We start from the raw sequence: 20,509 nt of genomic DNA on the forward strand, positions 1-20,509 counted from the left end.
AGATGCGGCCATCTGGGGTGGCTCCCCTGTCCTCGACCCCACGTGGCCGCATCTCGCCCGTGGAGCTCGCCGGCGATCGGCGTGCTCGCCGCGTGGGGCGGCCCGATCGCTCGGGCCGCGCGCCGTACCCGACGAGGTTCGGCTGGGGCACGTCCTCGGCCGCGTCCTGCCCGCCGCCGGCCGCTCGCGCGTCCGACGCGGCGCCGTCGGGCCCCCCGGCTGGTGCGTCCCCGTCCGCCGGACGCCCGGCTGACGTGGTGCCGCCGGGCGTGACGCCCCCCGACGCTCCCGCCTCGTCCGGGACCTCGAACGTGACGAGCGGCTCGCCGACGTTGACCGTCTGCCCCGGCTCGGCGTGCAGGACCGTGACGACGCCCGCGTAGGGCGACGGGAGGTCGACCAGGGCCTTGGCCGTCTCGACCTCCGCGATGACCTGGTTGAGCTCGACCCGGTCGCCCGCAGCGACGTGCCAGCTCACGAGGTCGGACTCGGTGAGGCCCTCGCCGAGGTCGGGCAGGAGGAACTCTCGCGTGGCCATCACCGTGCCACCCCCTCGAACGGCGCGTACTCCGACGCCCCGTACGCCCCGCGCCCCAGGACACGGTCCACGCCGTCGAGGATCCGGTCCAGGTCCGGGACCTGGTGCTGCTCGGCCTTGGCGGGCGGGTACGGGACGTCGTGCCCCGTGACGCGCACCGGTGCGGCCTCGAGGTGGTCGAAGCAGCGCTCGGTCGCGGCGGCAGCGACCTCCGCCCCCAGACCCGCCTGGTGCGGGGCCTCGTGCGCGACGACCAGCCGACCCGTCTTGCGGACCGACGCCGCGACCGTCGCGTGGTCGATCGGCGAGAGCGAGCGCAGGTCCACGACCTCGATCGAGACGCCCTCGTCGGCGGCCGCGACCGCGGCGTCCCGGGCCGTCGTGACGAGCGACCCGAACGTCACCAGCGTGACGTCCGTGCCCGGCACGACGACGCGCGCCGCGTCCATGGGGTCGGCCGAGCGCAGGTCAGCCGCCTCGTTGACCTCGCCCTTGAGGTGGTAGCGGCGCTTGGGCTCGAAGAACACGACCGGGTCGTCGCACGCGATGGCCTGCTGGAGCACGGTGTACGCGTCCTGCGGGTCGGAGACCGTCACGACGCGCAGGCCCGCGGTGTGCGCGAAGTACGCCTCGGGCGACTCCGAGTGGTGCTCGGCCGCCCCCAGGCCACCACCCACGGGGATGCGGATCGTGATCGGCAGGCGCACCGCGCCGCCCGTGCGGGCGTGCATCTTGGCGAGCTGGGACACGATCTGGTCGAACGCGACGTACACGAACCCGTCGAACTGGATCTCGCACACGGGACGGTAGCCGCGGTACGCGAGCCCCACGGCCGTGCCGAGGATGCCCGACTCCGCGAGCGGCGTGTCGAGCACGCGACGCGGGCCGAACTCGGTCTGGAGGCCGTCCGTCACGCGGTACACACCGCCGAGGCGGCCGACGTCCTCGCCCATGACGACGACCTTGTCGTCGTTCGCGAGCGAGCGGCGCAGGCCTGCGTTGAGGGCCTTGGCGAGCGTCAGGGTGGTCATCGGGCACCGTCCTTCGCGTCGGAGGGGCTGGGGGCGCCGGTGCCTGGGGTGCTCGTGCCGGCGTCGGGCCCCGAGGAGTCGGCGAACCCCTCCAGGTACTGCGCGTATGCGGCACGCTCGGCCGCGAGCGCCGCGTGCGGCTCGGCGTACACGTGGTCGAAGATCGAGAGCGCGGACGGGTCCTCGAGCCCGATGCACCCGGCACGCAGCTCGGCCGCTGCCTGGTCGGCGACACCCTGGACCCGCGTCTCCTCGGCCTCGGTCAGCAGGCCACGGTCGGTCAGGTAGGCCCGGTACCGGGAGATCGGGTCGCGTCCGGCCCACGTCTCGAGCTCGGCGGGGTCGCGGTAGCGCGTGGGGTCGTCGGCCGTGGTGTGCGGGCCCATGCGGTAGGTCACGGCCTCGATGAACGTGGAGCCGCCACCCGTGCGGGCCCGGTCGAGGGCCTCGTGCGTCACGGCGTGCACCGCGAGGACGTCGTTGCCGTCGACGCGCACGCCCGGCAGGCCGAAGCCCGCGGCACGGTCCACGAGCGGCACGGGCGACTGGAGCGTCACGGGCTCGGAGATCGCCCACTGGTTGTTCTGGCACAGGAACACCACGGGCGCCCGGTAGGTCGCAGCGAACACGAACGCCTCGTTGACGTCGCCCTGGCTCATGGCGCCGTCGCCCAGGTAGGCGACCGCGACGGCGTCGGCCCCGTCGTTCTGGATGCCCATCGCGTAGCCCGTCGCGTGCAGCGTCTGCGCGCCGATGATGACCTGCGGCGTCGCCATGTTCACGGCGTACGGGTCCCAGCCCGACGCCGTCACACCTCGCCACACCCGCACGAGATCGACGAGCGCGACCCCCCGCGTGTACGCCACGGCGTGCTCGCGATAGCTGGAGAACACGAAGTCGTCGGCGCGCAGCGCCCGGCCCGAGCCGATCTGCGCGGCCTCCTGCCCCAGGAGCGGGGGCCACAGCGCGAGCTCGCCCTGTCGCTGGAGAGCCGTGGCCTCGGCGTCGATCCGACGCACCACGACCATGTCCTCGTACAGTCGAAGGGCCGCCGCGGGGTCTGCGTCGAGTCCTTCCAGCCACCGGTCCTGCTCCGCCGATCCGTGGCGTGCACCGGCCTCGTCGAGCACCTGGACGACGTCCTGTGTCGTCCGCGGCTCGACACGGCTGTCCACCTTGCTGGGCGTCATCGCGTCACCTCGCGTCTGCTCCCGTGCTCGTCGTCGAGCACCCCGCCGCTCACCGTCGAGCACCGGATACCGCGAACGTAGCCCCGCCCCGCACATGGCTCCAGTCATCGCGAAAAGGCTGCGCGTTCTGCTCCCGGATGTCGGGCTAGGCTGAACACTGTGCGCAGCTACGATGCCGTCGACCTCGATCTCCTCGTCGCGCTCGCGAAGGACCCGCGCGGCACGATCGTCGCGCTGGCCGAGCGCCTGCGGCTCTCACGGAACACGGTGCACGCGCGCATGGCCCACCTCGAGGAGGCCGGGGCGTTCCTCGACTTCGACCGGCGCATCAGCCCGGAGTTCCTGGGCCACCCCCTGACCGCGTTCATCGAGGTCGAGGTCAAGCAGAAGGAGCTCAGCCGCATCGTGGCGACGCTCGCGGAGATCCCCGAGGTGCTCCAGGCGCACGGGCGCAGCGGTACCTCCGACCTGCGGGTCCTGGTCGCGTGCCGCACCACGGACCACCTGTTCCGCATCGACGCGGCGATCCTCGCGATCGACGGGGTCGAGCGCACCGAGACGTCGCTCTCGATGGGTGAGCTCATCCCGTACCGGGTGCGCCCGCTGATCGAGCGGGCGCGCAAGACCCTCTAGGACGGGCGCCCGCCGGCCGGGCGGTCCGGCCGCCGGGCAGTGCCGCCGGGCGGTGCCACCGGGCCGCCCCTACCGCAGGTCGCGCAGGTACGCCGCGGCGCCGTCGAACGCGGCCATGCGCCGCTCGTAGTACACCGCGATGATGAGCAGCAGCCCGCCCGCGGCCGTCAGCGTGAGCATCCACGGCCCGGCCGAGATGGCCGTGCCGAGCTGGCTCACGAACACCACGAGGATCTCGATCGGCAGCACCACGACGCCCAGCACGAACGGCGCGGCGAGGTGGAACCTGGTCCCGATCAGCACGGCCGCGAGCGCGAGCCCGACGACGAGCACGGCCCGCCACGTGCGGGCGTCGGTGTAGGTCGCGAGGACCGACGGGCCGAGCGTCGCCGCGATCCCCAGCGCGAGGGTGCGCCACGACCCGGCGTACCCGACGGGCCAGTCGGCGAGCCGGGGCCGCGCCACGACCGGCACGCCGACCGGCCCGCCGCCCGTCGTCGCGCCGCCCGACCCGCCAACCCCGGTCCCCGTCGACCCACCAGCGCCGGAGCCCCCGTCCCCCGCCCGGGCGACCGCCCGCGTCGTCGCCGCGAACGCCAGGTACCCCGCGACGAGCAGGCCCGCACCGAGCGGCAGCGAGAAGACCTCGACGCGCAGCTCGCGCGGGCTCCACGCCCCGATCGCGGCGGTGAGCGCGAGCGCCCACACGAACCACGTGGGCGGCCACCGCAGGTCCTCGCGGCGCGTGGTCGCCACGGCCCGGCGCACGGTGTGCACGACGAGCACGAGCAGCGCGACCTCGACGAGCCACGCGAGGGCGATCACGGTCCAGCTCTCCCCCACGGCCCCGACCGGCCCGACGACGGCGAGCACCAGCGCGGGTGCGGCCCACCACCGGCGAAGGGTCGGGTCGAGCGGGTAGGGAGCGGCGCCGTCGGGCACCTCGGTCCCCCGGCCGGCGCCAACCCAGGGCGCGACCGCGGCGACGAGGCGGTCGCCCGCGAGCGCCGCGAGCGTGGCCCCCGCCGCGGACCAGGCGAGCGCGACGAGGTAGACGCGGGTCGGGTCTGCGGCCCCGGCCGCCTGGGTCGACTGGAGCGCCGCGACGAGCCCCGCGACCGACGCGAGGATCGCGGCGAGCGCGAGACGCGACGCGGCGTCGGCCGCCCAGGTCGCGTTCACGCGGGTGCCCCGCGTCGCGAGGCGGCGGGCCGTCTCACCGGCCGCGACGAGGACCAGGCCGAGGGCGAGGACCGTGGGGTTGCGCCACGTGTCCCCCTCGGGCACGAGGATCGACACGAGCAGCGAGGGCAGGACCAGCAGCCCGAGCCCGCACGCCGCCAGGTGCCGGCCCGTGGGCGAGCGCCGGGCCAGGAGCCCGCCGACGACCACGGTCGCGAGCGCGGGCGGCGCCGTGTACGCCTCGACGAGCCCCACGTCGAGCAGGGCGAGCAACGCCCACAGGGCGCCGACCCACAGCCCGCCCGCGACCCACCACGCCCAGCGGCGGTCCGGGCGGCCGGCGACGACCGCGGCCCCCGCACCGAGGACGAGGAGCACGACGGCAGTGGTCTCGGGGCCCGCCGCGACGCGCACCAGGGCGAGGACGACCGTGAGGAACGCGGTCACGAGCACGCTGACCTCGACCGCACGTCCCGCGTCGAGCACGTGCCGGCCCGGGAGCCCGCGCGCGGTCAGGTACGCCTGGGCGGACGGTACCCCGACCACGGCCGCGGCGGTCAGTATCGCGACGAGCGGCAGCACCACGGGCGACGCGCTGCCGGGCACGAGCTCGGCGCCGAGGCAGACCAGGACGACCGACGCCGTCGGGAGCAGGAGGCCTGCCGCGGCCACGCGGACCGCGCGCGCCATCTCGGCCCGTCGGGTCAGGACGAGCACGCCCTCGAGCGCGAGCATGGTCGCCGCCGCGGCGGCGGACCACCAGCTGCGCTCGTCGAGCACGGTCGCGACGCCCAGCAGGAAGGGCACCGACGTCGTGACGAGCACGGCCCACCACGACGGCTGCCCCACCGCACGGACCCGCGTGACGACGATCGCGACGACCGACGCCGTGACCGACACGACCGCGACGGCCTCGGTCGTGCCGAGGCCCGCCCAGCCGAGCGTCGTCCCGAGGACCAGCAGCGCGTACGCGTAGCCGACCCCCACGAGGAACGGGTGCACCAGGGCGGGCACCGTGCGGCGGGCGAACAGCAGCAGCGCGAGCACGACGGCGCCGCTCAGCACCACGGTCGGGCGCGCCGCCCAGGCCACGAGGGCAGTGAGCCCCGTCGCGACGAAGCCGCCCGTGAGCGCAGCGACGGCCCAGGCACCCAGGGGCCACTGGGCGCTGGGCGCCGGGGCGGGGGCCCCCGGGGTCGTCGACGTCGCGGCGGCCGCGGCGGCCGACGCCCGGCGTGCCTGCGCGAACCGGCCCGCGACCACGAACAGTGCGAACGCCACGACCGCGAGGGCCGCGAAGCTCGTGACCGCGGCCCAGGCCGGGTGCAGCGCGACCCCGAGGGCGAGCACGAGCGCGGCCCACGGCGCGGAGTCGCCCGCGGCGCGCGCGAGCCCGGTCCGAGCGGGGACCGCCGGTGCGGTCGCCGCCGACGCGGCCTCGCGCGCCGCCTGGTGGGCGGTCTCCGGTCCGGACGCCTTCGGTGCCGCCGGTCCCAGGTCCAGGCGGCCGACCGCGAGCATCGCGAGCAGGAGGGCCGTGATGCCGACGAGCGCGGCCGTGGTCGCGGCGTCGTCGAGCGTCCCGACCTCGGCGAGGCGGTCCGTGGTGAACGACCACGAGGTGCCGGTCGGCCGGATCGTCGAGGCCGACACGAGCAGGCCGGTCAGCCCGTACGCCGCCGCGGGCAGCGCGGCGAGGCCGAGCACGGCCGACCCGCCGGCCACGAGCGCGGCGCGGGTCCGACGGTCGGCCCGGGCCCACGTCGCGACGCCGACCAGGACGGCTCCTGCGAGCAGCCCCGCGACGGGCACGCTCGCCAGCCACGTGGGGTGGGAGCCGACGCCGAGGAGCGCCCCCGCGAGGACCGTCGCCCCGCCCGTCGCGCTCCACCACGCACGCTGCCCCGTGAACCTTGCCAGCAGAAAGGCCGTGCCCGCGGCGAGCAGCACGAGCAGGGCGGCACCGCTCCAGCCCGGGACCCCGGGAAGCGGGGGCACGAGCAGCGCCAGCACGACACCGGTGGGGAACGTGAGGAACCGCACGACGTCGAGCACGGTCTGCTCGAGGGTCAGGGGCGACCCGAGCCGCTCGCGCGAGCGGCGCAGGAGAGGCAGGTCGAGCACGGTCACGAGCGAGGAGGCCAGGAGGGCGACCGAGAAGGCGGCGAAGGTCGACGCGGTCAGTCCGTCGAACGCTCCGGCGAGGACCACGGGCACGACCGGGCTGAGGATCAGGCCGGCCGCGACCCAGCTCCGCATGCGGACCGTGTTCCCGGCAGCCAGGAGCCCGACGACCACCAGGAGCAGCAGGGAGCCGCGTACGAGCGCCGGGTCGGCCCCGCCGAGCATGCGCGCGCTCACGACGAGCTCGACGTCGACGAGCAGCAGCACGACGGCGAGCGCCCCGATCGACTCGGCCGACGCGCCCATCCCACGCGTCCGCAGGAACGCGGCCGTCGCGAGCGCGAGGAGCGTCACGACGTCGGTGACGAGGGTGCGGACCGCAAGGTCGTCGGCGAGCGTGAAGAAGACGAACACGATCGTGGCGACCGCGAGCAGGCCCGCCCCGGCGCTCGCGAGGATGGGCTGGAGCCCGAGGCTCGACCGGGCGGGGGACGCCGGGGCCGGGGAACCAGTGGCTGCCGTGCCCGAGACGGCGACGGTCGTCGTCGGGCCGCCGGTGCGCACGGGCGACAGGGGACGCGAGGCGGCGGGGCGCGGGCGACCGTCGGCCCTCGGTGCAGGAACGGCCGCCGGAGCGAGCCCGACGCTGTTCGCGACCGGACGGGTGCCTCGTTCCGGCGCGAGCCCGCGCTCGTCGGCCGTGCGGAGCGCACGCAGCGCCGAGGCCCGCCGTTCGAGCGCGAAGGCCGCCTCGCGCGACGCCCGCAGGACCTCGACGGCCCAGGGGCCGGTCAGGACCAGGCCGCAGTCACCGCAGCGGGTCGACGTCAGGACGGCTCCGCAGCCCGGGCAGGCGTGCTGGTCGCGAAGCCGCGACGTCGCGACCTCGACCCACTGTTCACTCATGCGCACATCATGGCGAACTCCCAGGGGCGCTCACCGGACCGTCCCGTGGGGTGTCGGTGCGGATCAGGTGAAGGGCGTGCTCCGGGCGAGGGCGTCGGCCGGTCCGACCGGTCCGACGGCCCCGTCCGGCGCGGTACGTCCGGCAGGTTCCGTCCGCCCGGCAGGCTCCGTCGGTCCGGTCGGCTCGACGGGCACCCTGGACGCGGCCGGCTCGCTCGGTACCGTCACGGCCGCGATGGCCGTGGTGAGCGGGATCGCGAGCACGAGCCCGATCGACCCGACGAGCGTCCGCACCACCTCCTCGGCGATCTCCCCCGACGTGAGGCTCGTGCCGAGCGCCTGGTCGGACAGCCAGACCGCCATGAGCAGGGGCAGGGCCGCGCCGACGTAGGCGAACGCGATGGTGTAGACGGTCGAGGCGATGTGGTCCCGGCCGATGCGCATGGCCCGCGTGAAGAGCTCGCGCCGCGACGCCCAGGGCGCGAGGGCGCGCAGCTCCCACACGGTCGAGGCCTGGGTGATGGTCACGTCGTTGAGCACGCCCATGCCCGCGAGGACGATGCCGCAGACCGCGATGCCCTGCAGGTCGATCCCGGGGGCGTAGGACGGGAGCCACAGCGCCTCCTCGGACGTGAGCCCGGTGATGTGCGAGGTCGAGGCGCCCCACCATGCGAGGACAGCGGTGAGGACGAGGCCCACGAGGGTCCCGACCATCGCGGTCGAGGTGCGGACCGTGAACCCGTGCGCGACGTAGAGCACCACGAACATGACGGCCGACGACGTCACGAGCGCCACGTAGAGGACGTTCTGCCCGGCGAGGAGCGCGGGCAGCGTGAACTGCCCGATCGTCACGAGCGCGACCACGAGTCCTGCGAGCGCGGCCAGGCCGCGCAGCCTGGCGACCGCGAGCACGAGCGCCGCGTACGCGATCGCGAGCACGGCGATCGGTATCCCGCGCTCGAAGTCGAGGAACGCGTAGGGGGTGCTGCCGTCGCCCTCGGCCTGGGAGATGTAGAGCATCCGGAGGCGGTCGCCGACGTCGAAGCCGTGGTGGACGTACTCGGGCGGGGCCACGACCTCGGTCTCGGTGCCGTCGTCGAGACGGACGGGCACGAGCCCGGTCTCGACCTCGGCCTCGCCCGTGACGACACCGTGCACCACGTGGGTTCCCTGGGCTGTGAACGGGATCTGGTCGGGCAGGTCGGCGGCGCGGGGCCAGAGCGCGACGAGCCCGACGATCGTCAGGAGCAGCGCCGGCACGAGGATCGCCGCGAGGACGATCCTGACCCGCCGCGTCGCGGGCAGCGCCGGGCCGCTTCCGTGGGAGTGCCCGTGGGAGTGGTGGCTCATGACGCCCTTCGGATCAGCCGGTCGGGCGCACGCCCAGGAACTCACCCACCCTAGAGAATGAGAACGGTTATCGCTGCAAGCGACGCGCCGGGCCCCACCCCTTCGGCACGGGACGACAGAGGCCCGGGCGACCGACGTCGTCGGTCACCCGGGCCTCTGCACGGGATGCGGGGCGTGGCCCCGCGGTGCGGCACGCCTCAGCGCGCCGCGAAGATCACTTGGTGACGGCCTTCTTCAGGAGGCTGCCGGCGCTGATCTTGACACCGAAGCCAGCGGGGATCTGGATCTCCTCGCCGGTGCGGGGGTTGCGGCCCGTGCGAGCGGCACGCTCGACACGCTCGACGGAGAGGAGGCCGGTGACCTTGACGGCCTCGCCCTTGCCGAGCGACTCGACGAGGACTTCCTGGAACGCGTTGAGGGCGTTCTCGGCCTGAGCCTTGGTGAGGTCGGACTTTGCGGCGATGGCCGAGACGAGCTCAGACTTGTTGAGCGACATGCGGATCCCTTCATCGGTTCACGCCCCGCGGTGGGCACCGCGAGACGTTGAGGTCTCAGTTTGCCAGCCCTGAGGCGGGACTTCGTGGACAACACTAAGGAATCTACGGGGTTCTGCGCGCGTTTCCGCGCCGAAACGGTTCCTCTGAGCGCAGAATCTTGTCCGATCCGCGCCGAATGTGACCTACTGGGCGCCTCCGGACCCCCTACCGGGCGTGCGACGAGCCGCCCACCCCGCAGGGTGGACGGCTCGTCGAGGGCGCCGGCTCGTCGGCCGAGCGAGGGCCGTTCAGCGACCGTCGCTCTTCGCCGCGCCTCCCGTGGCGCCCTTGCCGTAGCGCTGACGGAACTTCTCGACGCGTCCGGCGGTGTCCACGACGCGCGCGGTGCCCGTGTAGAACGGGTGGCTCGCGCTCGAGATGTCGACGTCGACCACCGGGTAGGTGTTGCCGTCCGTCCACACGATCGTCTTGTCCGGGCGCCCGGGACCGGACGCCGAGCTCCCGGCGAGCGTGGACCTGGTCAGGAAGGCGAAGTCGGCCGAGATGTCGCGGAACACGACCGGCCCGTACTCGGGGTGGATGTCCTTCTTCATGGGTGCTCCTCTACGTGTCTCGACTACCAGCTGGACTTGGTGACGCCCGGGAGCTCGCCGCGGTGCGCCATGTCGCGCAGCCTGATGCGGGAGAGCCCGAAGCGCCGGTTGTACGCGCGCGGACGACCGTCGACGACGTCGCGGTTGCGCAGGCGGGTCGCGCTCGCGTCGCGGGGCTGCTTGCGCAGCTCGGTCGAGGCGGCCTCCTTCTCGGCGTCCGAGGCGCTCGGCGACGCGATGATCTTCTTGAGCTCGGCGCGCCGCTCGGCGTACCGGGCGACGATCACCTCGCGCTGCTCGTTGCGCGCGATCTTGGACTTCTTGGCCATGCGGCTCCCCTTACCGTTCCTCGCGGAACGCGACGTGCCGTCGCGCCACCGGGTCGTACTTGAGCAGGGTCAGCCGGTCCGGGTCGTTGCGGCGGTTCTTGCGGGTCACGTAGGTGTACCCGGTCCCTGCGGTCGAACGCATCCTGACCACGGGGCGCAGCTCGGTGCGTGCTGCCATCAGACCTTCTCCCCTCGAGCGATGATTCCGGCGACGACCACGTCGATCCCTCGACGGTCGATCGTCCTGATCCCCTGGGCGCTCACTCTCAGCCTGACATGCCGGCCCAGGGACGGCACCCAGTAGCGCTTGTGCTGGATGTTGGGGTCGAAGCGACGCTTGGTCCGCACGTGCGAGTGCGAGATCGAACGGCCGAACCCCGGCGAGGTGCCGAGCACCTGGCAGACGGCGGACATGACGGACTTCCCTTCGGTGGGTCGTGGAGACCCGACACTAGTTATTGAGAACCGTTCTCGTCAAGAGGTATGCTCCCGACTGATGAGAACCGTTCTCTGTAGAGGTGGAGCGTCCGCATGCCCGCAGATATTCCCGGGAACCCCCGCACGTCCGGGACCGGCGTCCCGCTCAGCGTGCTCGCCACGATCGATCCCGTGCTGCGCGACACCGCGATCTTCGGCCTCGTGACCGACACGCCGCGGTCGGTCGCGCTGCGCCACGACATCCACGCCGAGGACGGCACGCTGCGGCGCCTGGTCGTGGACGCGACGGGCGTCGTCGAGGACACGCTCGTCGACCTCGAGCACGCGTGCCTGTCGTGCGCGGTCCGCGAGGACGCGATCCCCACCCTCCACGCGCTCGCGCACGACGGCCGCTGGGACGAGGTCCTCCTCGCGCTGCCCGTGTCCGCCGAGCCCCTGCCCGTCGTGCGCGCCCTCGAGGCCGCCGCCCGCCCCGACGGCGCGCTCGACGGGCTGCGGCTCGCCACGGTCCTCACGGTCGTCGACCTCGCCGCGGTCGAGACCGACCTCCTCGACGACGACCTCCTCGAGGAGCGCGGGCTCGCGCTCACCCCCACGGACCACCGCTCGGTCGGCGAGGTGCTCGCCGCACAGGTCGAGCACGCCGACCTCGTCGTCACGACCGGCGCGCCGCCCGCACCCGAACTCGGCGCGTCCACGCTCGGCTCCCACGGCTCCCACGGGTCGCCGGCCCCGCCCAGCCCGCCCGACGACGCCACCCGCCCGGGCGGGCACGCGGCGGTCCACGCCGCACGGGACCGGCGCCGCGCGAGCGCACGCACCGGATCGGGACTCGTGGACCGCCTGCGCGCGGACACCTCGACGCGGGTCGACGGCCTCGAGCGGCTCCGCTTCGCCGACCTGTCCGCGGCCTCGCACGACGCGACCGTCGCCGAACGACGCGCGCACCCGCTCGGGGTGCGTGCCGTCGTCGGGCAGGACGACGCGACCGGGACCTGGACCCTCGAGCTCGCGTCCGACCTGCCCTTCGACCCCGAGCGTCTCCTCCACCAGGTCCGCCGCCTGGGCACCGGGCGCCTGCGCAGCCGCGGCGTGTTCTGGGTGCCCAACCGGCCCGACTCGATGTGCGCGTGGGACGGCGCGGGCGGCCAGCTCAGCATCGGGGCGGTCGGGACGTGGGACGACGTCGCACCCCGCACGCGGCTCGTCGTCACGGGCGCGGCCGACTCGGCCGACGACCGCGCGGCCCTGGTCGCCGCGTTCGACGAGATCCTCGCGACGCGCGAGGAGGTCGCCGACGGCGGCCTGCGGTGGCTCGGCCGCGAGGACGTGCTCGCGCCGTGGCTCGGTGAGCGCAGCGACGCCGTGTGACGAGTGACGAGGGACGCGGGAACGCCCCGGGACTCGTGACGCGGCCGGGGGCGTCCGGGTCGACGAGCGGCCGACCCGAGTCACCGACCCGAGCGGCTAGCGGCAGCTCGCGGCCTCGAACGACCTCTCGGTCGTGGTCGTGACCTCCTTGCCGTCGACCGTGGCGGTCGCCGTGAACGTCACCGTCCCCGCCTCGATCGCCTCGCTGCGGGAGTTGAACTTCTGGCTCGCGCTCTTGCCGGGCTGGACGTTGTTGAAGGTCTTGGTGCCGTACGGCGTCGTGACCACCACGTCGACCGGGAAGTCCTCCTCGTTGACCGCGCGCGCCGTGACCTGGGCGCGCGCGCCCGTGCACTGCGAGGTGGCCGTCGTGGTGACCTCGAGCTCGGGCTCGGGCTCGGGCTCGACCGGGTCGGCGCAGGACACCTTGGCGGAGCCCCAGTCGGCGTGGTCGTTGCCGTTGCCGTCGCCGCCGTCCCCGACGACCAGGTCGAGGTAGCGGACCCCCGTGACGGGCACGTTCAGGTCGACGGTCTTGCCGCCGCCCTTGAGCACCTCGGTCTGGGCGAGCTGCGTGCCGTCGCCGAGGACCGTGAACTGCACGGTGCCCTTGGTCGCCTGGACGTCGTCGACGCCCACGGTCGCCGTGAAGGCCTCGCACTGCCCGGCGAGGAAGACCCGGACGGTCGACTTCGCGTGCGTACCCAGGCCCTTCTCGTGGACGACGCCGCGCAGCGTGAGCGGCTTGCCGTCCTTCTCGCCCTGCTCGCCGTTGGACAGGTCACGCTCGACCGGTCCCCACCCGTTGGTCGTCGAGACGAAGGGCAGGTCGCTGACCCAGTTCTCGCCGCCGTTCGGCGGGACGACGACCCACACCGACTGGCCGGCCTCGACCGACCGCTTCCCGACGGGCGCTGCCGTGGTCGTGTACGAGCCGCCCGACGTGAGCGTGTAGGCGTCGGCCGTGATCTTGCCGTGCGGGGTGACCTGCCACGTCGTGGTCAGCACGCCGCCCGCGGGGAGCGTGGCCGCGGTCGAGGCGTTGGTCGCCTCGACCTCCCAGCCCTCGGGCACGTCGAGCGTCACGGCGACGTCCGCGACGGCCACGGGCTCGTGGACCGTGAGGCGCGTCGTGACGGTGCTCGCGACGTCGGGCTCGAACGCGACCGGTCCCGGGGAGACGGTGAGCGACGCGCAGGCCGGTGTGGCCTCGGCCGGGCCCAGGTCCACGACGCGGAAGTCGTCGAGGATCAGGTCGGACTGGTTGCCGCCCGCGGTGAGCTTGCGCAGCCCCACCCAGGTGTCACCGCAGCCGCTCGCGACGACGTCCTCGGAGAACGTCGCGGTCGTGCGCTGCTGACCCAGCGGGGTCGCGTGCGTCTCGACCGACGCCGGGGCGCCGCTTGCGACCGAGTCGTAGCCCGTGACCCACTGGTACTCGCCGCCGTTGCCCGACTGGTAGTCGAAGCTCACGCGGTACTGGCGGCCGGCCTCGAGCCTCACCGTGCTGGGCACGGTGCGGTAGACGAGACCCTTGTTCTCCTCGTGCGCCTTGAGCGACCAGTCGCCGGACAGCGCGTCGTCGACGAGCTTCCCGTTCCAGCCGGCCTGCGTGTACGGGGCGTTGCGCTTGGCGATGTGCGTGCGCGGGTCGGTCACGCCGCCCGCGTCGCCCTTGACGAACGGTCCCCAGCCCTGGGTCACGTTCTCGAAGTCGTCGAACGCGACGACCGCTTCGCCCTCGACGGCCGGGGCCACCGAGCGCGTGGCGCTCACGACCCGCAGGTCGTCCACCCGCACGACGGCGTCGCCCGCCGAGGCGGAGACCGTCAGCGTCGGGCGGGCCGGGCCCGCGACGTCGACGAGCACCTGGACGCGCTGGTAGTAGCGGTTGTTCTTCTCGTCGGCCGCGACGAGGTTCTTCGCGGTCGAGCGCTCGACGACGGTGCTCGCGGTCTGCGCGACGCCCTCGCCCGAGACGGACAGGGTCGTCGTGCGGGACGTCCCGGGCTGGACCTCGACCCAAGCGCTCACGGCGTAGGTGCCCGTCGAGAGCTCGCCGAGCTGCTGGCTCAGCGACGACGCGCCCGCACCGAGCGTCGCGACGCGCTGCCCGTTGGACAGTGTCTCGATGCCCGTGGTGCCGGTCGTCTCGTACGCGTCGAGCGTCGCGGCGTTGAAGCCGGGGTCGACGATGCCGCTCGCGCTGCCCCACGCGACGTCGTCGGCCGAGGGCGTCGTGACGCCCTGCGGGTACAGGACGTACGGCTGGCCCGCGGTCGCCTCGACCGTGACCTTGCCGCCCGTGACCGGGACGTCCGCGACCTTCTCGCGGCCCGTCGTCGTGAGCTTGTACATCGTCAGGCTCGTGGCGCCGGAGAGCTCGTCCGTGAGGGTCCACGTGGTCGAGCCGCCGGCCGGGTTGTAGTGGTAGAGCTTGCCACCCTCGGCGACCTCCCCCTCGATCCCGGGGGCGTCGGACGCGTTCCACGGCAGGAGGTAGGTGCCGCCCGTGGCGACCACTGCGTCCCCGACGAGGATCTGCCGGTCGGCTGAGGTCGTCCCGCGCGCCGAGACGTCACCCGTGAAGTCGATCCGGTCGGTGCCCCAGCGCACGATCTCCTCGTGCTGGAGGAACTTGGTCGGGACGTTGGTCGTCCAGATGTTCTTGTAGAACGCGTTCCAGTCGGTCTGCCCGGTCCAGCCCTCGAACTCGACGAGCCGCGCGTTGCCGAGCAGCGGGTGCGGGTTCCAGGTGTCCTTCTCGGCGTTGTCGATGAAGCGCACGATCTGGGAGTTCAGGCCCTTGTTCGCGGCGCCTCCGTAGTTCTCGTCCGCGGACCAGTGGCTCCACAGCGAGCTCGCCTCGAACTTGTCGGACCACTCGGTCGCGATCTGGAGGTCGTTGGCGCGGGCCGCGTCCGCGAGGGCGCGGGCCTGCCAGCCGAAGTTGTAGTAGACGTCGACGTAGAGCAGGTCCAGGTTGCCCCGGGTCTCGTCGGCGAGCTGGCCGATGCGCGCGGCCAGGTCCCCGCTGTTCACGTCGCGGCGCTGGTCGATGTAGTACGACTGGCCGAGCCAGTTCCAGCCCTTGGCCGACGGGTCGACGAGCTCGTCGGAGAAGGCGTTCGCCTCGGCGTAGGCCTCGGTCGCGTTGATGTGGACGCCGAAGTCCGCGTTCCAGTCGCCGCCCTGCTCGAGGAGCGTGTTCATGTCCTCGAGGCCGCCTGCGCGCTCGTTGTAGTTGCCGCCGTAGTCGGGGTGCGCGGAGTCGTGACCCTCGGAGCCGTAGCCCTTGAGCAGCGCCATCTGGCCCAGGCCGTCGGTCGCGAGCGAGATGCGCTTGACGTCGTCGAGCGTGCGCAGGAACGGGTGCGTGGCCTGCGAGGCGAAGTTGAACGGGATGTGGGTCACGACGCGGTCGGCGACCTGGTCGGCGCCGAGCGCCTTGGGCGCGGTCGCGCGGAACGCGATCGCGCCGTCCTGCCAGTCGACCTTGTCGTCGGCGTTGGCGTCGGCCGTCACGACGACGGTCGCGTACGGCAGCTCCTCGGTGACGGGCGAGCCCTGGGCCCGGTAGGTCCAGGCGCCGCTCCAGACGCCCACGCGCACGCCGCCGTCGGCCGCGCGCGCCTGGCGCTGCAGGCGGTTGCCGTCCGCGGCGGCCTTGCCGCCCGCCTCGTCGTAGACGCTGTTGGTCACGATCGTCGCCGACAGCGCGCTCGTGCTCACGATCGCGTACGCGGACCCGACCGGGTTCGCGTTGACGGGGGTCTGCCCCGTGACGGTCGTGAACGTGTCGCCGACCTTGCCGCGGTCCGGGCTGATCACGGCCGAGGCGACGACGGCCGAGGGGTCGGCCGACGAGACGGAGAGCAGGTCGTGGCCGGGGACCTCGATGGTCCCGACGCGGAAGGCCTCGGTGTCGGTCACGCCCGTGACGCGGAACGTCACGGCGCTGCCGTCGACCTCGAGGCGCGTGTCGATGCTGACGCCCGCGAGGTCGGGGAACGTCAGGCGGTAGTCGCGGCTCGTCTCACCGGGCTCGCCGGCCTCGACCGCGACGGTGCGGTCGGTGCCGTTGAGGCGCACCTTCGCCACGGTCGCGGTGCTGCCCGCGAGCGAGGCTCCCGATGCGCGGTCGGTGTAGCTGAGGACACGCGGGAAGTCGGCGGCGACCTGGACGTCGAGCTGAGGAGAGCGCAGCGTCGCCGCGCCCTCGACGCTCGCCGCGGCGACCTGCTCGGCCGTCAGGCCCAGGGCCGAGAGCTGGGCCGTGCTGCTGGTCGCCGCCGCGGGGAGGGCGGCGACCGGCAGCGCCGCGAACGGCACCACGACCGCGGTGGCGAGCGCCACGAGCCGGCGGGCGCGGCGCGAGCCGCCGCCCGGGAGGGAACCGGCCCGGGGGCCAGGGGAATGTCGAACCATGTGCTGTCTCCTTCGATAGCAGTTCATCGGCCGTCCCCCGACCGACGGGCGTCACAGCTCTTCGACGTACTCCTCGGGCTCGCCGAGGACGGCCTCGTCCTTCAGCTCGAGGTCGGAACCGACCTCGTGCAGCTCGAGGACCGTGACGGTGTTGCTCCCCGCGCGCAGCAGCGGCGCGGGGACGTAGAGGGTGTGCTGCGGGCCGCGCTCCCAGTAGCGGCCGAGCAGCACGTCGTTGACCCAGACGAACCCCTTGGTCCAGCCCGGCAGGGCGAGGAAGGCGTCGGCAGGGTCCTCGACGTCGAGCGTCGTCCGGGCGATCACGCCCTGCGGCCCGACGGCGTCGGCTCTGTCGGAGTCGTCGGCGTCGGGCCCGCCTGCGGCCCCGCTCCCCCACAGCCCGTCCACGGGCAGCAGGTCGAGCGGCAGGGACCGCGAGGTCCAGCCGTGCACGATGCGCCGCTCGACCAGGACGTCGCCGAGGATGCCCTTGTGCTCGCCGAGCCGGGGCCCGTAGTTGATGCGGCCGAGGTTCTCGACGAGGATGTCGAGCCGCACGGGCACCCCGCGACCGACGACCGTGAGCCCCCGGTGCGAGGTCTCGCGCTCCAGGACGCCGACCTCGTGGCCGTCGACGTAGACCGTCGCCCGGTCGTGCAGCCCGAGGATCGAGAGCGTGCTGCTGCCGGGCGGGAGCGTCGGCGTGGCCGTGTGGAGCACGAGCCCGGCGTTCTGCCCGAGCTGCTCGAACGTCAGCGGCGACGAAGCGGCGGTCGCGGCACCGAGCGCCCGCAGGGCGGGCAGGAGCGGGCGGGTGCTCACCGGAGGCAGGGCGCGCGCCGGGAGCCGGACCGGGGGCTGGATCCACCGGTCGTCCTGGGTGTCCCCGACGTCGCCCCGGTACTCGGTGAGCACCTTGCGCAGCGCGAAGAACTTGGACGTCACGGTGCCGTCCTCGGCCACCGCGGCGTCGGAGTCGTAGCTCGTGACGGTCGGCTGGAGGCGCGTCCCGTCGTGGTTGGCCCCCGCGGTCAGCCCGAAGTTCGTGCCGCCGTGCGCCATGTACAGGCTCACGGACCCGCCGAGGTCGAGGAGGTCGCGCACGTCGGACGCCGCACTGTCGGCGCCGCGCACGTGGTGCGGGTCGCCCCAGTGGTCGAACCAGCCGTTCCAGAACTCGGCGCACACGAACGGCTGCTCGCCGCGGCGGGCCGTGAGCTTGTCGAGCGCCTGCCCTGGACGGCTGCCGAACGTGGCCGCGGCCAGGACGCCCGGGAGCGTGCCGCCGTCGAGCATGAGGTCGGTGGGGCCGTCGGCCGTGAAGAGGAGCTCGTCGATCCCGCGGGCCACGAGCGCGTCGTGGACCCAGGCCATGTAGGCGTGGTCGTCGCCGTAGCTGCCGTACTCGTTCTCGACCTGGACGGCCACGACGGGTCCGCCCCGGTTCGCCTGGAGCGCCGCGAGGCGCGGCACCAGCTCGTCGAACCAGGCCGCGACCGCCGCGAGGTACGTCTCGTCGCTGCACCGCAGCCGCACGCCGGGCAGCGCCGTGAGCCAGGCCGGCAGGCCGCCGTTGTCCCACTCGGCGCAGATGTACGGGCCGGGGCGCACCACGACGTCGAGCCCCAGGTCGCCCGCGAGGCGCACGAACCGCTCGACGTCGCGCCACCCGGTGAAGTCGAACGTGCCGCGCTCGGCCTCGTGCCAGTTCCACGGGACGTACGTGTCGACAGTGTTGAGGCCCATGGCGCGCAGGCGCAGGAGGCGGTCCTCCCACTGGTCGGGGTGCACGCGGAAGTAGTGGATCGAGCCCGAGAGCATGCGGTGCGGAGCCCCGTCCCGCAGGAGGTTCGCGCCGTCGGCGCGCAGGGTCGGTCCGCCGACCGGGCTCGAGGCCTGGCCGGCTGGGTGCTGCTGGTTCACTTGATGGCCCCCGCTGCGAGTCCGGAGCGCCAGAAGCGCTGGAGGGAGAGGAACGCGACGATGAGCGGGACGACCGCCACGAACGCGCCGATGATGACCATGTGCCGCTCGATCTGGCCGGCCTGGACCAGGGCGTTCCAGCTCACCAGCCCGACCGTGACGGGCCGCAGGTTCTCGGAGATGAGGACCTGCGAGGGGAGCAGGAAGTTGTTCCAGATCTCGACGAACTGGAAGAGGAAGATCGTGACGAGCGCGGGGGCCATCATCTTGAGGCTGACCCCGAAGAAGATGCGGCCCTCGCTCGCGCCGTCGAGGCGGGCGGCCTCGATGACCTCGTCGGGCACCGAGCTCGCGGCGAAGATGCGTCCCAGGTAGACGCCGAACGGGCTCACGATGCTGGGCAGGAGCACCGCGAGGTACGTGTTGACGATGCCGGTCGCGGAGAACATGAGGAACAGCGGCAGCGTGAACAGGACCTTGGGGATGAGGACCGCACCGAGGACCACGCCGAACAGCACGCCCTTGCCGCGGAACTCGTACTTCGCCAGGGCGTAGCCCGTCGAGACCGCGATCAGCGTCCCGAGGCCCGCGCCGACGATCGAGTAGAGCGCCGAGTTCGCCATCCAGACGGCGAAGATGCCGTCCTTGTAGGCGAACAGGTCGCCGATGTTGCCGAACAGGTCGAAGTTCGAGAACCACAGGGGGCTGCCGGCGAACGTGTACCCGGCGTCCTTGGTGGCCGCGACGAACAGCCACCACAGGGGGAACAGGAAGTACACGGCCGTGAGCGCGAGGACCGCGGTGACCGCGATGCGGCTCGTGGCCGTGGTCTCGATCGAGTCGCCGCGCAGGCCGCCCGTGCTCCCCTGGCTCCCCTTCGCGTCGGTGCGCTTGCGGCGCTGGCGGTTGCCCGCGGTCTTCTCGGCCCGGACGGGTGCGGTGCTCGTGGTCACGAGGACCTCCTGGACGTCAGACGGAAGAAGAGGACGGACAGCACGGCCACGCCGACCGCGAGCAGCACCGACTGGGCCGCGGCGTACGGGTAGTTGGCCGACTGGAGCGAGGCCTGCGCGGCCATGATCGGCGTGTAGCTCGCGTCGATCGCCCCGGTGCTCTGCTTGAGCACGAACGGCTCGTTGTAGAGCTGCGCGGAGCCGATGATCGAGAAGATCGTGGTGAGGAGGATCGCTGGCCGCACGAGCGGGATCTTGATGCTCCACGCGGTGCGCCACGGCGAGGCGCCGTCGAGCTTGGCGGCCTCGAGCACCTCGCCCGGGACCCCCTGGAGCGCGGCGTAGATGATGATCATGTTGTAGCCGGTCCAGCCCCACGTCACGACGTTCGCGACGGCCCACAGGGCGAAGTCCTGGCTGAGGAAGTTGATGTCGAGCCCGAACAGTCCGAGGAGCTGGTTGAACGGGTTGTTCGTCGGCGAGTAGAGGAACGACCACATGAGCGCCGAGACCACGGTCGGCACCGCGTAGGGCGCGAAGCTCGAGAGGCGGAAGAAGCCCTTGGCCCGCGCCGAGGCCGAGTCGATGAGGAGCGCGATCCCGAGCGCGAGGCCCAGCATGACGGGCACCTGCACGACGCCGAACAGGAGCACGCGGCCGATCGACTCGATGAACGTCGAGTCGCCCAGCGCGTACGCGTAGTTGAACAGGGGGTCGAAGATCTCCTGCGTCCCGCCCAGCCCGAGCGCGTCCCGCTGGATGCGGAACATGCTCTTGTAGATCGCGAACAGGATGGGCGCGACGTACATCCCGACGAACAGCACCACGAACGGACCGACGAACCAGATCGCGTACCGGCTGGTCCGGCTGCGCGGTCGCTTGGGCGGCGTGGTCGCCGCTCGCTTCGTCTCGACCGGCGGCGGTGCCGCCGACGTCAGGCTCGTGGTCATGGTGGGTTCCTCAGGGGGATGCGTCGTGGTGCCCGACGACGTCACGTGCCCAGGTGCACCGGTGCTCGGAGGT

The 20,509-nt window shown here is 73.3% G+C and carries 16 protein-coding genes; 2 read left to right on the plus strand and 14 right to left on the minus strand.

Annotation, left to right across the window (positions count from 1 at the left end):
• From H9652_RS09730 to pdhA, 3 genes are all read right to left on the minus strand, one after another.
• Nucleotides 1–538 (minus strand): biotin/lipoyl-containing protein (locus tag H9652_RS09730; protein ID WP_318244078.1); only part of this gene is annotated, 538 nt, incomplete at its 3' end.
• Nucleotides 538–1,569, minus strand: coding sequence for an alpha-ketoacid dehydrogenase subunit beta (locus tag H9652_RS09735; protein ID WP_191796063.1), 1,032 nt, complete (start codon nt 1,567–1,569; stop codon nt 538–540). The genes H9652_RS09730 and H9652_RS09735, both read right to left, overlap by 1 nt.
• On the minus strand, nt 1,566–2,759 hold the full coding sequence (pdhA, locus tag H9652_RS09740; protein ID WP_191796064.1) for a pyruvate dehydrogenase (acetyl-transferring) E1 component subunit alpha: 1,194 nt from the start codon (nt 2,757–2,759) through the stop codon (nt 1,566–1,568). The genes H9652_RS09735 and pdhA overlap by 4 nt, the downstream gene beginning before the upstream one ends.
• Before the next feature lie 159 nt (nt 2,760–2,918).
• Between pdhA and H9652_RS09745 the strand changes: the two genes are divergently transcribed.
• The gene (locus H9652_RS09745) at nt 2,919–3,392 is read left to right on the plus strand and encodes an Lrp/AsnC family transcriptional regulator (protein ID WP_191790132.1); all 474 of its coding nucleotides are present in this window, start codon (nt 2,919–2,921) and stop codon (nt 3,390–3,392) included.
• 69 nt (nt 3,393–3,461) lie between these two features.
• Here the strand turns inward: H9652_RS09745 and H9652_RS09750 are convergent, their stop codons facing one another.
• The 7 genes from H9652_RS09750 to rpmB form a co-directional block, all read right to left on the minus strand.
• Nucleotides 3,462–7,604: an SCO7613 C-terminal domain-containing membrane protein gene (locus H9652_RS09750; RefSeq protein ID WP_191796065.1), complete on the minus strand. Its 4,143-nt coding sequence runs from the start codon at nt 7,602–7,604 to the stop codon at nt 3,462–3,464.
• Between the two features lie 63 nt (nt 7,605–7,667).
• Complete coding sequence (locus tag H9652_RS09755; RefSeq protein WP_191796066.1) at nt 7,668–8,954, minus strand: YibE/F family protein; 1,287 nt, start codon at nt 8,952–8,954, stop codon at nt 7,668–7,670.
• Between the two features lie 214 nt (nt 8,955–9,168).
• Nucleotides 9,169–9,450, minus strand: coding sequence for an HU family DNA-binding protein (locus H9652_RS09760; RefSeq protein ID WP_030150363.1), 282 nt, complete (start codon nt 9,448–9,450; stop codon nt 9,169–9,171).
• 288 nt (nt 9,451–9,738) lie between these two features.
• Nucleotides 9,739–10,044, minus strand: a complete 306-nt coding sequence (locus H9652_RS09765) for a type B 50S ribosomal protein L31 (RefSeq protein ID WP_138822198.1) — start codon at nt 10,042–10,044, stop codon at nt 9,739–9,741.
• 23 nt (nt 10,045–10,067) lie between these two features.
• The gene (gene rpsN / locus H9652_RS09770; protein ID WP_138822196.1) at nt 10,068–10,373 is read right to left on the minus strand and encodes a 30S ribosomal protein S14; all 306 of its coding nucleotides are present in this window, start codon (nt 10,371–10,373) and stop codon (nt 10,068–10,070) included.
• 10 nt (nt 10,374–10,383) lie between these two features.
• Nucleotides 10,384–10,551: a 50S ribosomal protein L33 gene (gene rpmG / locus H9652_RS09775; RefSeq protein WP_030150366.1), complete on the minus strand. Its 168-nt coding sequence runs from the start codon at nt 10,549–10,551 to the stop codon at nt 10,384–10,386.
• A complete protein-coding gene (gene rpmB, locus H9652_RS09780) occupies nt 10,551–10,787 on the minus strand; it encodes a 50S ribosomal protein L28 (RefSeq protein ID WP_191796067.1) in 237 nt (78 codons plus the stop codon). Before rpmB ends, rpmG begins: the two co-directional genes overlap by 1 nt.
• A 117-nt stretch (nt 10,788–10,904) precedes the next feature.
• On the opposite strand from rpmB, the gene H9652_RS09785 reads away from it, so the two are divergent.
• Complete coding sequence (locus tag H9652_RS09785; protein ID WP_191796068.1) at nt 10,905–12,182, plus strand: GTP-binding protein; 1,278 nt, start codon at nt 10,905–10,907, stop codon at nt 12,180–12,182.
• A 96-nt stretch (nt 12,183–12,278) separates the two neighbouring features.
• On the opposite strand, the gene H9652_RS09790 is transcribed toward H9652_RS09785, so the two are convergent.
• The 4 genes from H9652_RS09790 to H9652_RS09805 are packed head-to-tail and all read right to left on the minus strand — an operon-like array spanning nt 12,279 to nt 20,436.
• Complete coding sequence (locus H9652_RS09790) at nt 12,279–16,610, minus strand: endo-alpha-N-acetylgalactosaminidase family protein (protein WP_191796069.1); 4,332 nt, start codon at nt 16,608–16,610, stop codon at nt 12,279–12,281.
• 51 nt (nt 16,611–16,661) lie between these two features.
• The gene (locus tag H9652_RS09795) at nt 16,662–18,533 is read right to left on the minus strand and encodes a glycoside hydrolase family 35 protein (protein WP_318244079.1); all 1,872 of its coding nucleotides are present in this window, start codon (nt 18,531–18,533) and stop codon (nt 16,662–16,664) included.
• Nucleotides 18,530–19,486, minus strand: a complete 957-nt coding sequence (locus tag H9652_RS09800; protein WP_318244080.1) for a carbohydrate ABC transporter permease — start codon at nt 19,484–19,486, stop codon at nt 18,530–18,532. The genes H9652_RS09795 and H9652_RS09800 overlap by 4 nt, the downstream gene beginning before the upstream one ends.
• Nucleotides 19,483–20,436, minus strand: a complete 954-nt coding sequence (locus tag H9652_RS09805; protein ID WP_191796070.1) for a carbohydrate ABC transporter permease — start codon at nt 20,434–20,436, stop codon at nt 19,483–19,485. The genes H9652_RS09800 and H9652_RS09805 overlap by 4 nt, the downstream gene beginning before the upstream one ends.
• Between the last annotated feature and the right edge of the window lie 73 nt (nt 20,437–20,509).

The sequence above is a fragment of the Oerskovia rustica genome (assembly GCF_014836555.1).
In the GTDB taxonomy this organism is placed as follows: Bacteria; Actinomycetota; Actinomycetes; order Actinomycetales; family Cellulomonadaceae; genus Oerskovia; species Oerskovia rustica.

What these genes read in the sequence shown, in the direction of transcription:
- H9652_RS09735 (WP_191796063.1), bottom strand. Translation starts at nt 1,569, where the DNA reads ATGACCACCCTGACGCTCGCCAAGGCCCTCAACGCAGGCCTGCGCCGC.
- pdhA (WP_191796064.1), bottom strand. Translation starts at nt 2,759, where the DNA reads ATGACGCCCAGCAAGGTGGACAGCCGTGTCGAGCCGCGGACGACACAG.
- H9652_RS09750 (WP_191796065.1), bottom strand. Translation starts at nt 7,604, where the DNA reads ATGAGTGAACAGTGGGTCGAGGTCGCGACGTCGCGGCTTCGCGACCAG.
- H9652_RS09755 (WP_191796066.1), bottom strand. Translation starts at nt 8,954, where the DNA reads ATGAGCCACCACTCCCACGGGCACTCCCACGGAAGCGGCCCGGCGCTG.
- H9652_RS09760 (WP_030150363.1), bottom strand. Translation starts at nt 9,450, where the DNA reads ATGTCGCTCAACAAGTCTGAGCTCGTCTCGGCCATCGCCGCAAAGTCC.
- H9652_RS09765 (WP_138822198.1), bottom strand. Translation starts at nt 10,044, where the DNA reads ATGAAGAAGGACATCCACCCCGAGTACGGGCCGGTCGTGTTCCGCGAC.
- rpsN (WP_138822196.1), bottom strand. Translation starts at nt 10,373, where the DNA reads ATGGCCAAGAAGTCCAAGATCGCGCGCAACGAGCAGCGCGAGGTGATC.
- rpmG (WP_030150366.1), bottom strand. Translation starts at nt 10,551, where the DNA reads ATGGCAGCACGCACCGAGCTGCGCCCCGTGGTCAGGATGCGTTCGACC.
- rpmB (WP_191796067.1), bottom strand. Translation starts at nt 10,787, where the DNA reads ATGTCCGCCGTCTGCCAGGTGCTCGGCACCTCGCCGGGGTTCGGCCGT.
- H9652_RS09785 (WP_191796068.1), top strand. Translation starts at nt 10,905, where the DNA reads ATGCCCGCAGATATTCCCGGGAACCCCCGCACGTCCGGGACCGGCGTC.
- H9652_RS09790 (WP_191796069.1), bottom strand. Translation starts at nt 16,610, where the DNA reads ATGGTTCGACATTCCCCTGGCCCCCGGGCCGGTTCCCTCCCGGGCGGC.
- H9652_RS09805 (WP_191796070.1), bottom strand. Translation starts at nt 20,436, where the DNA reads ATGACCACGAGCCTGACGTCGGCGGCACCGCCGCCGGTCGAGACGAAG.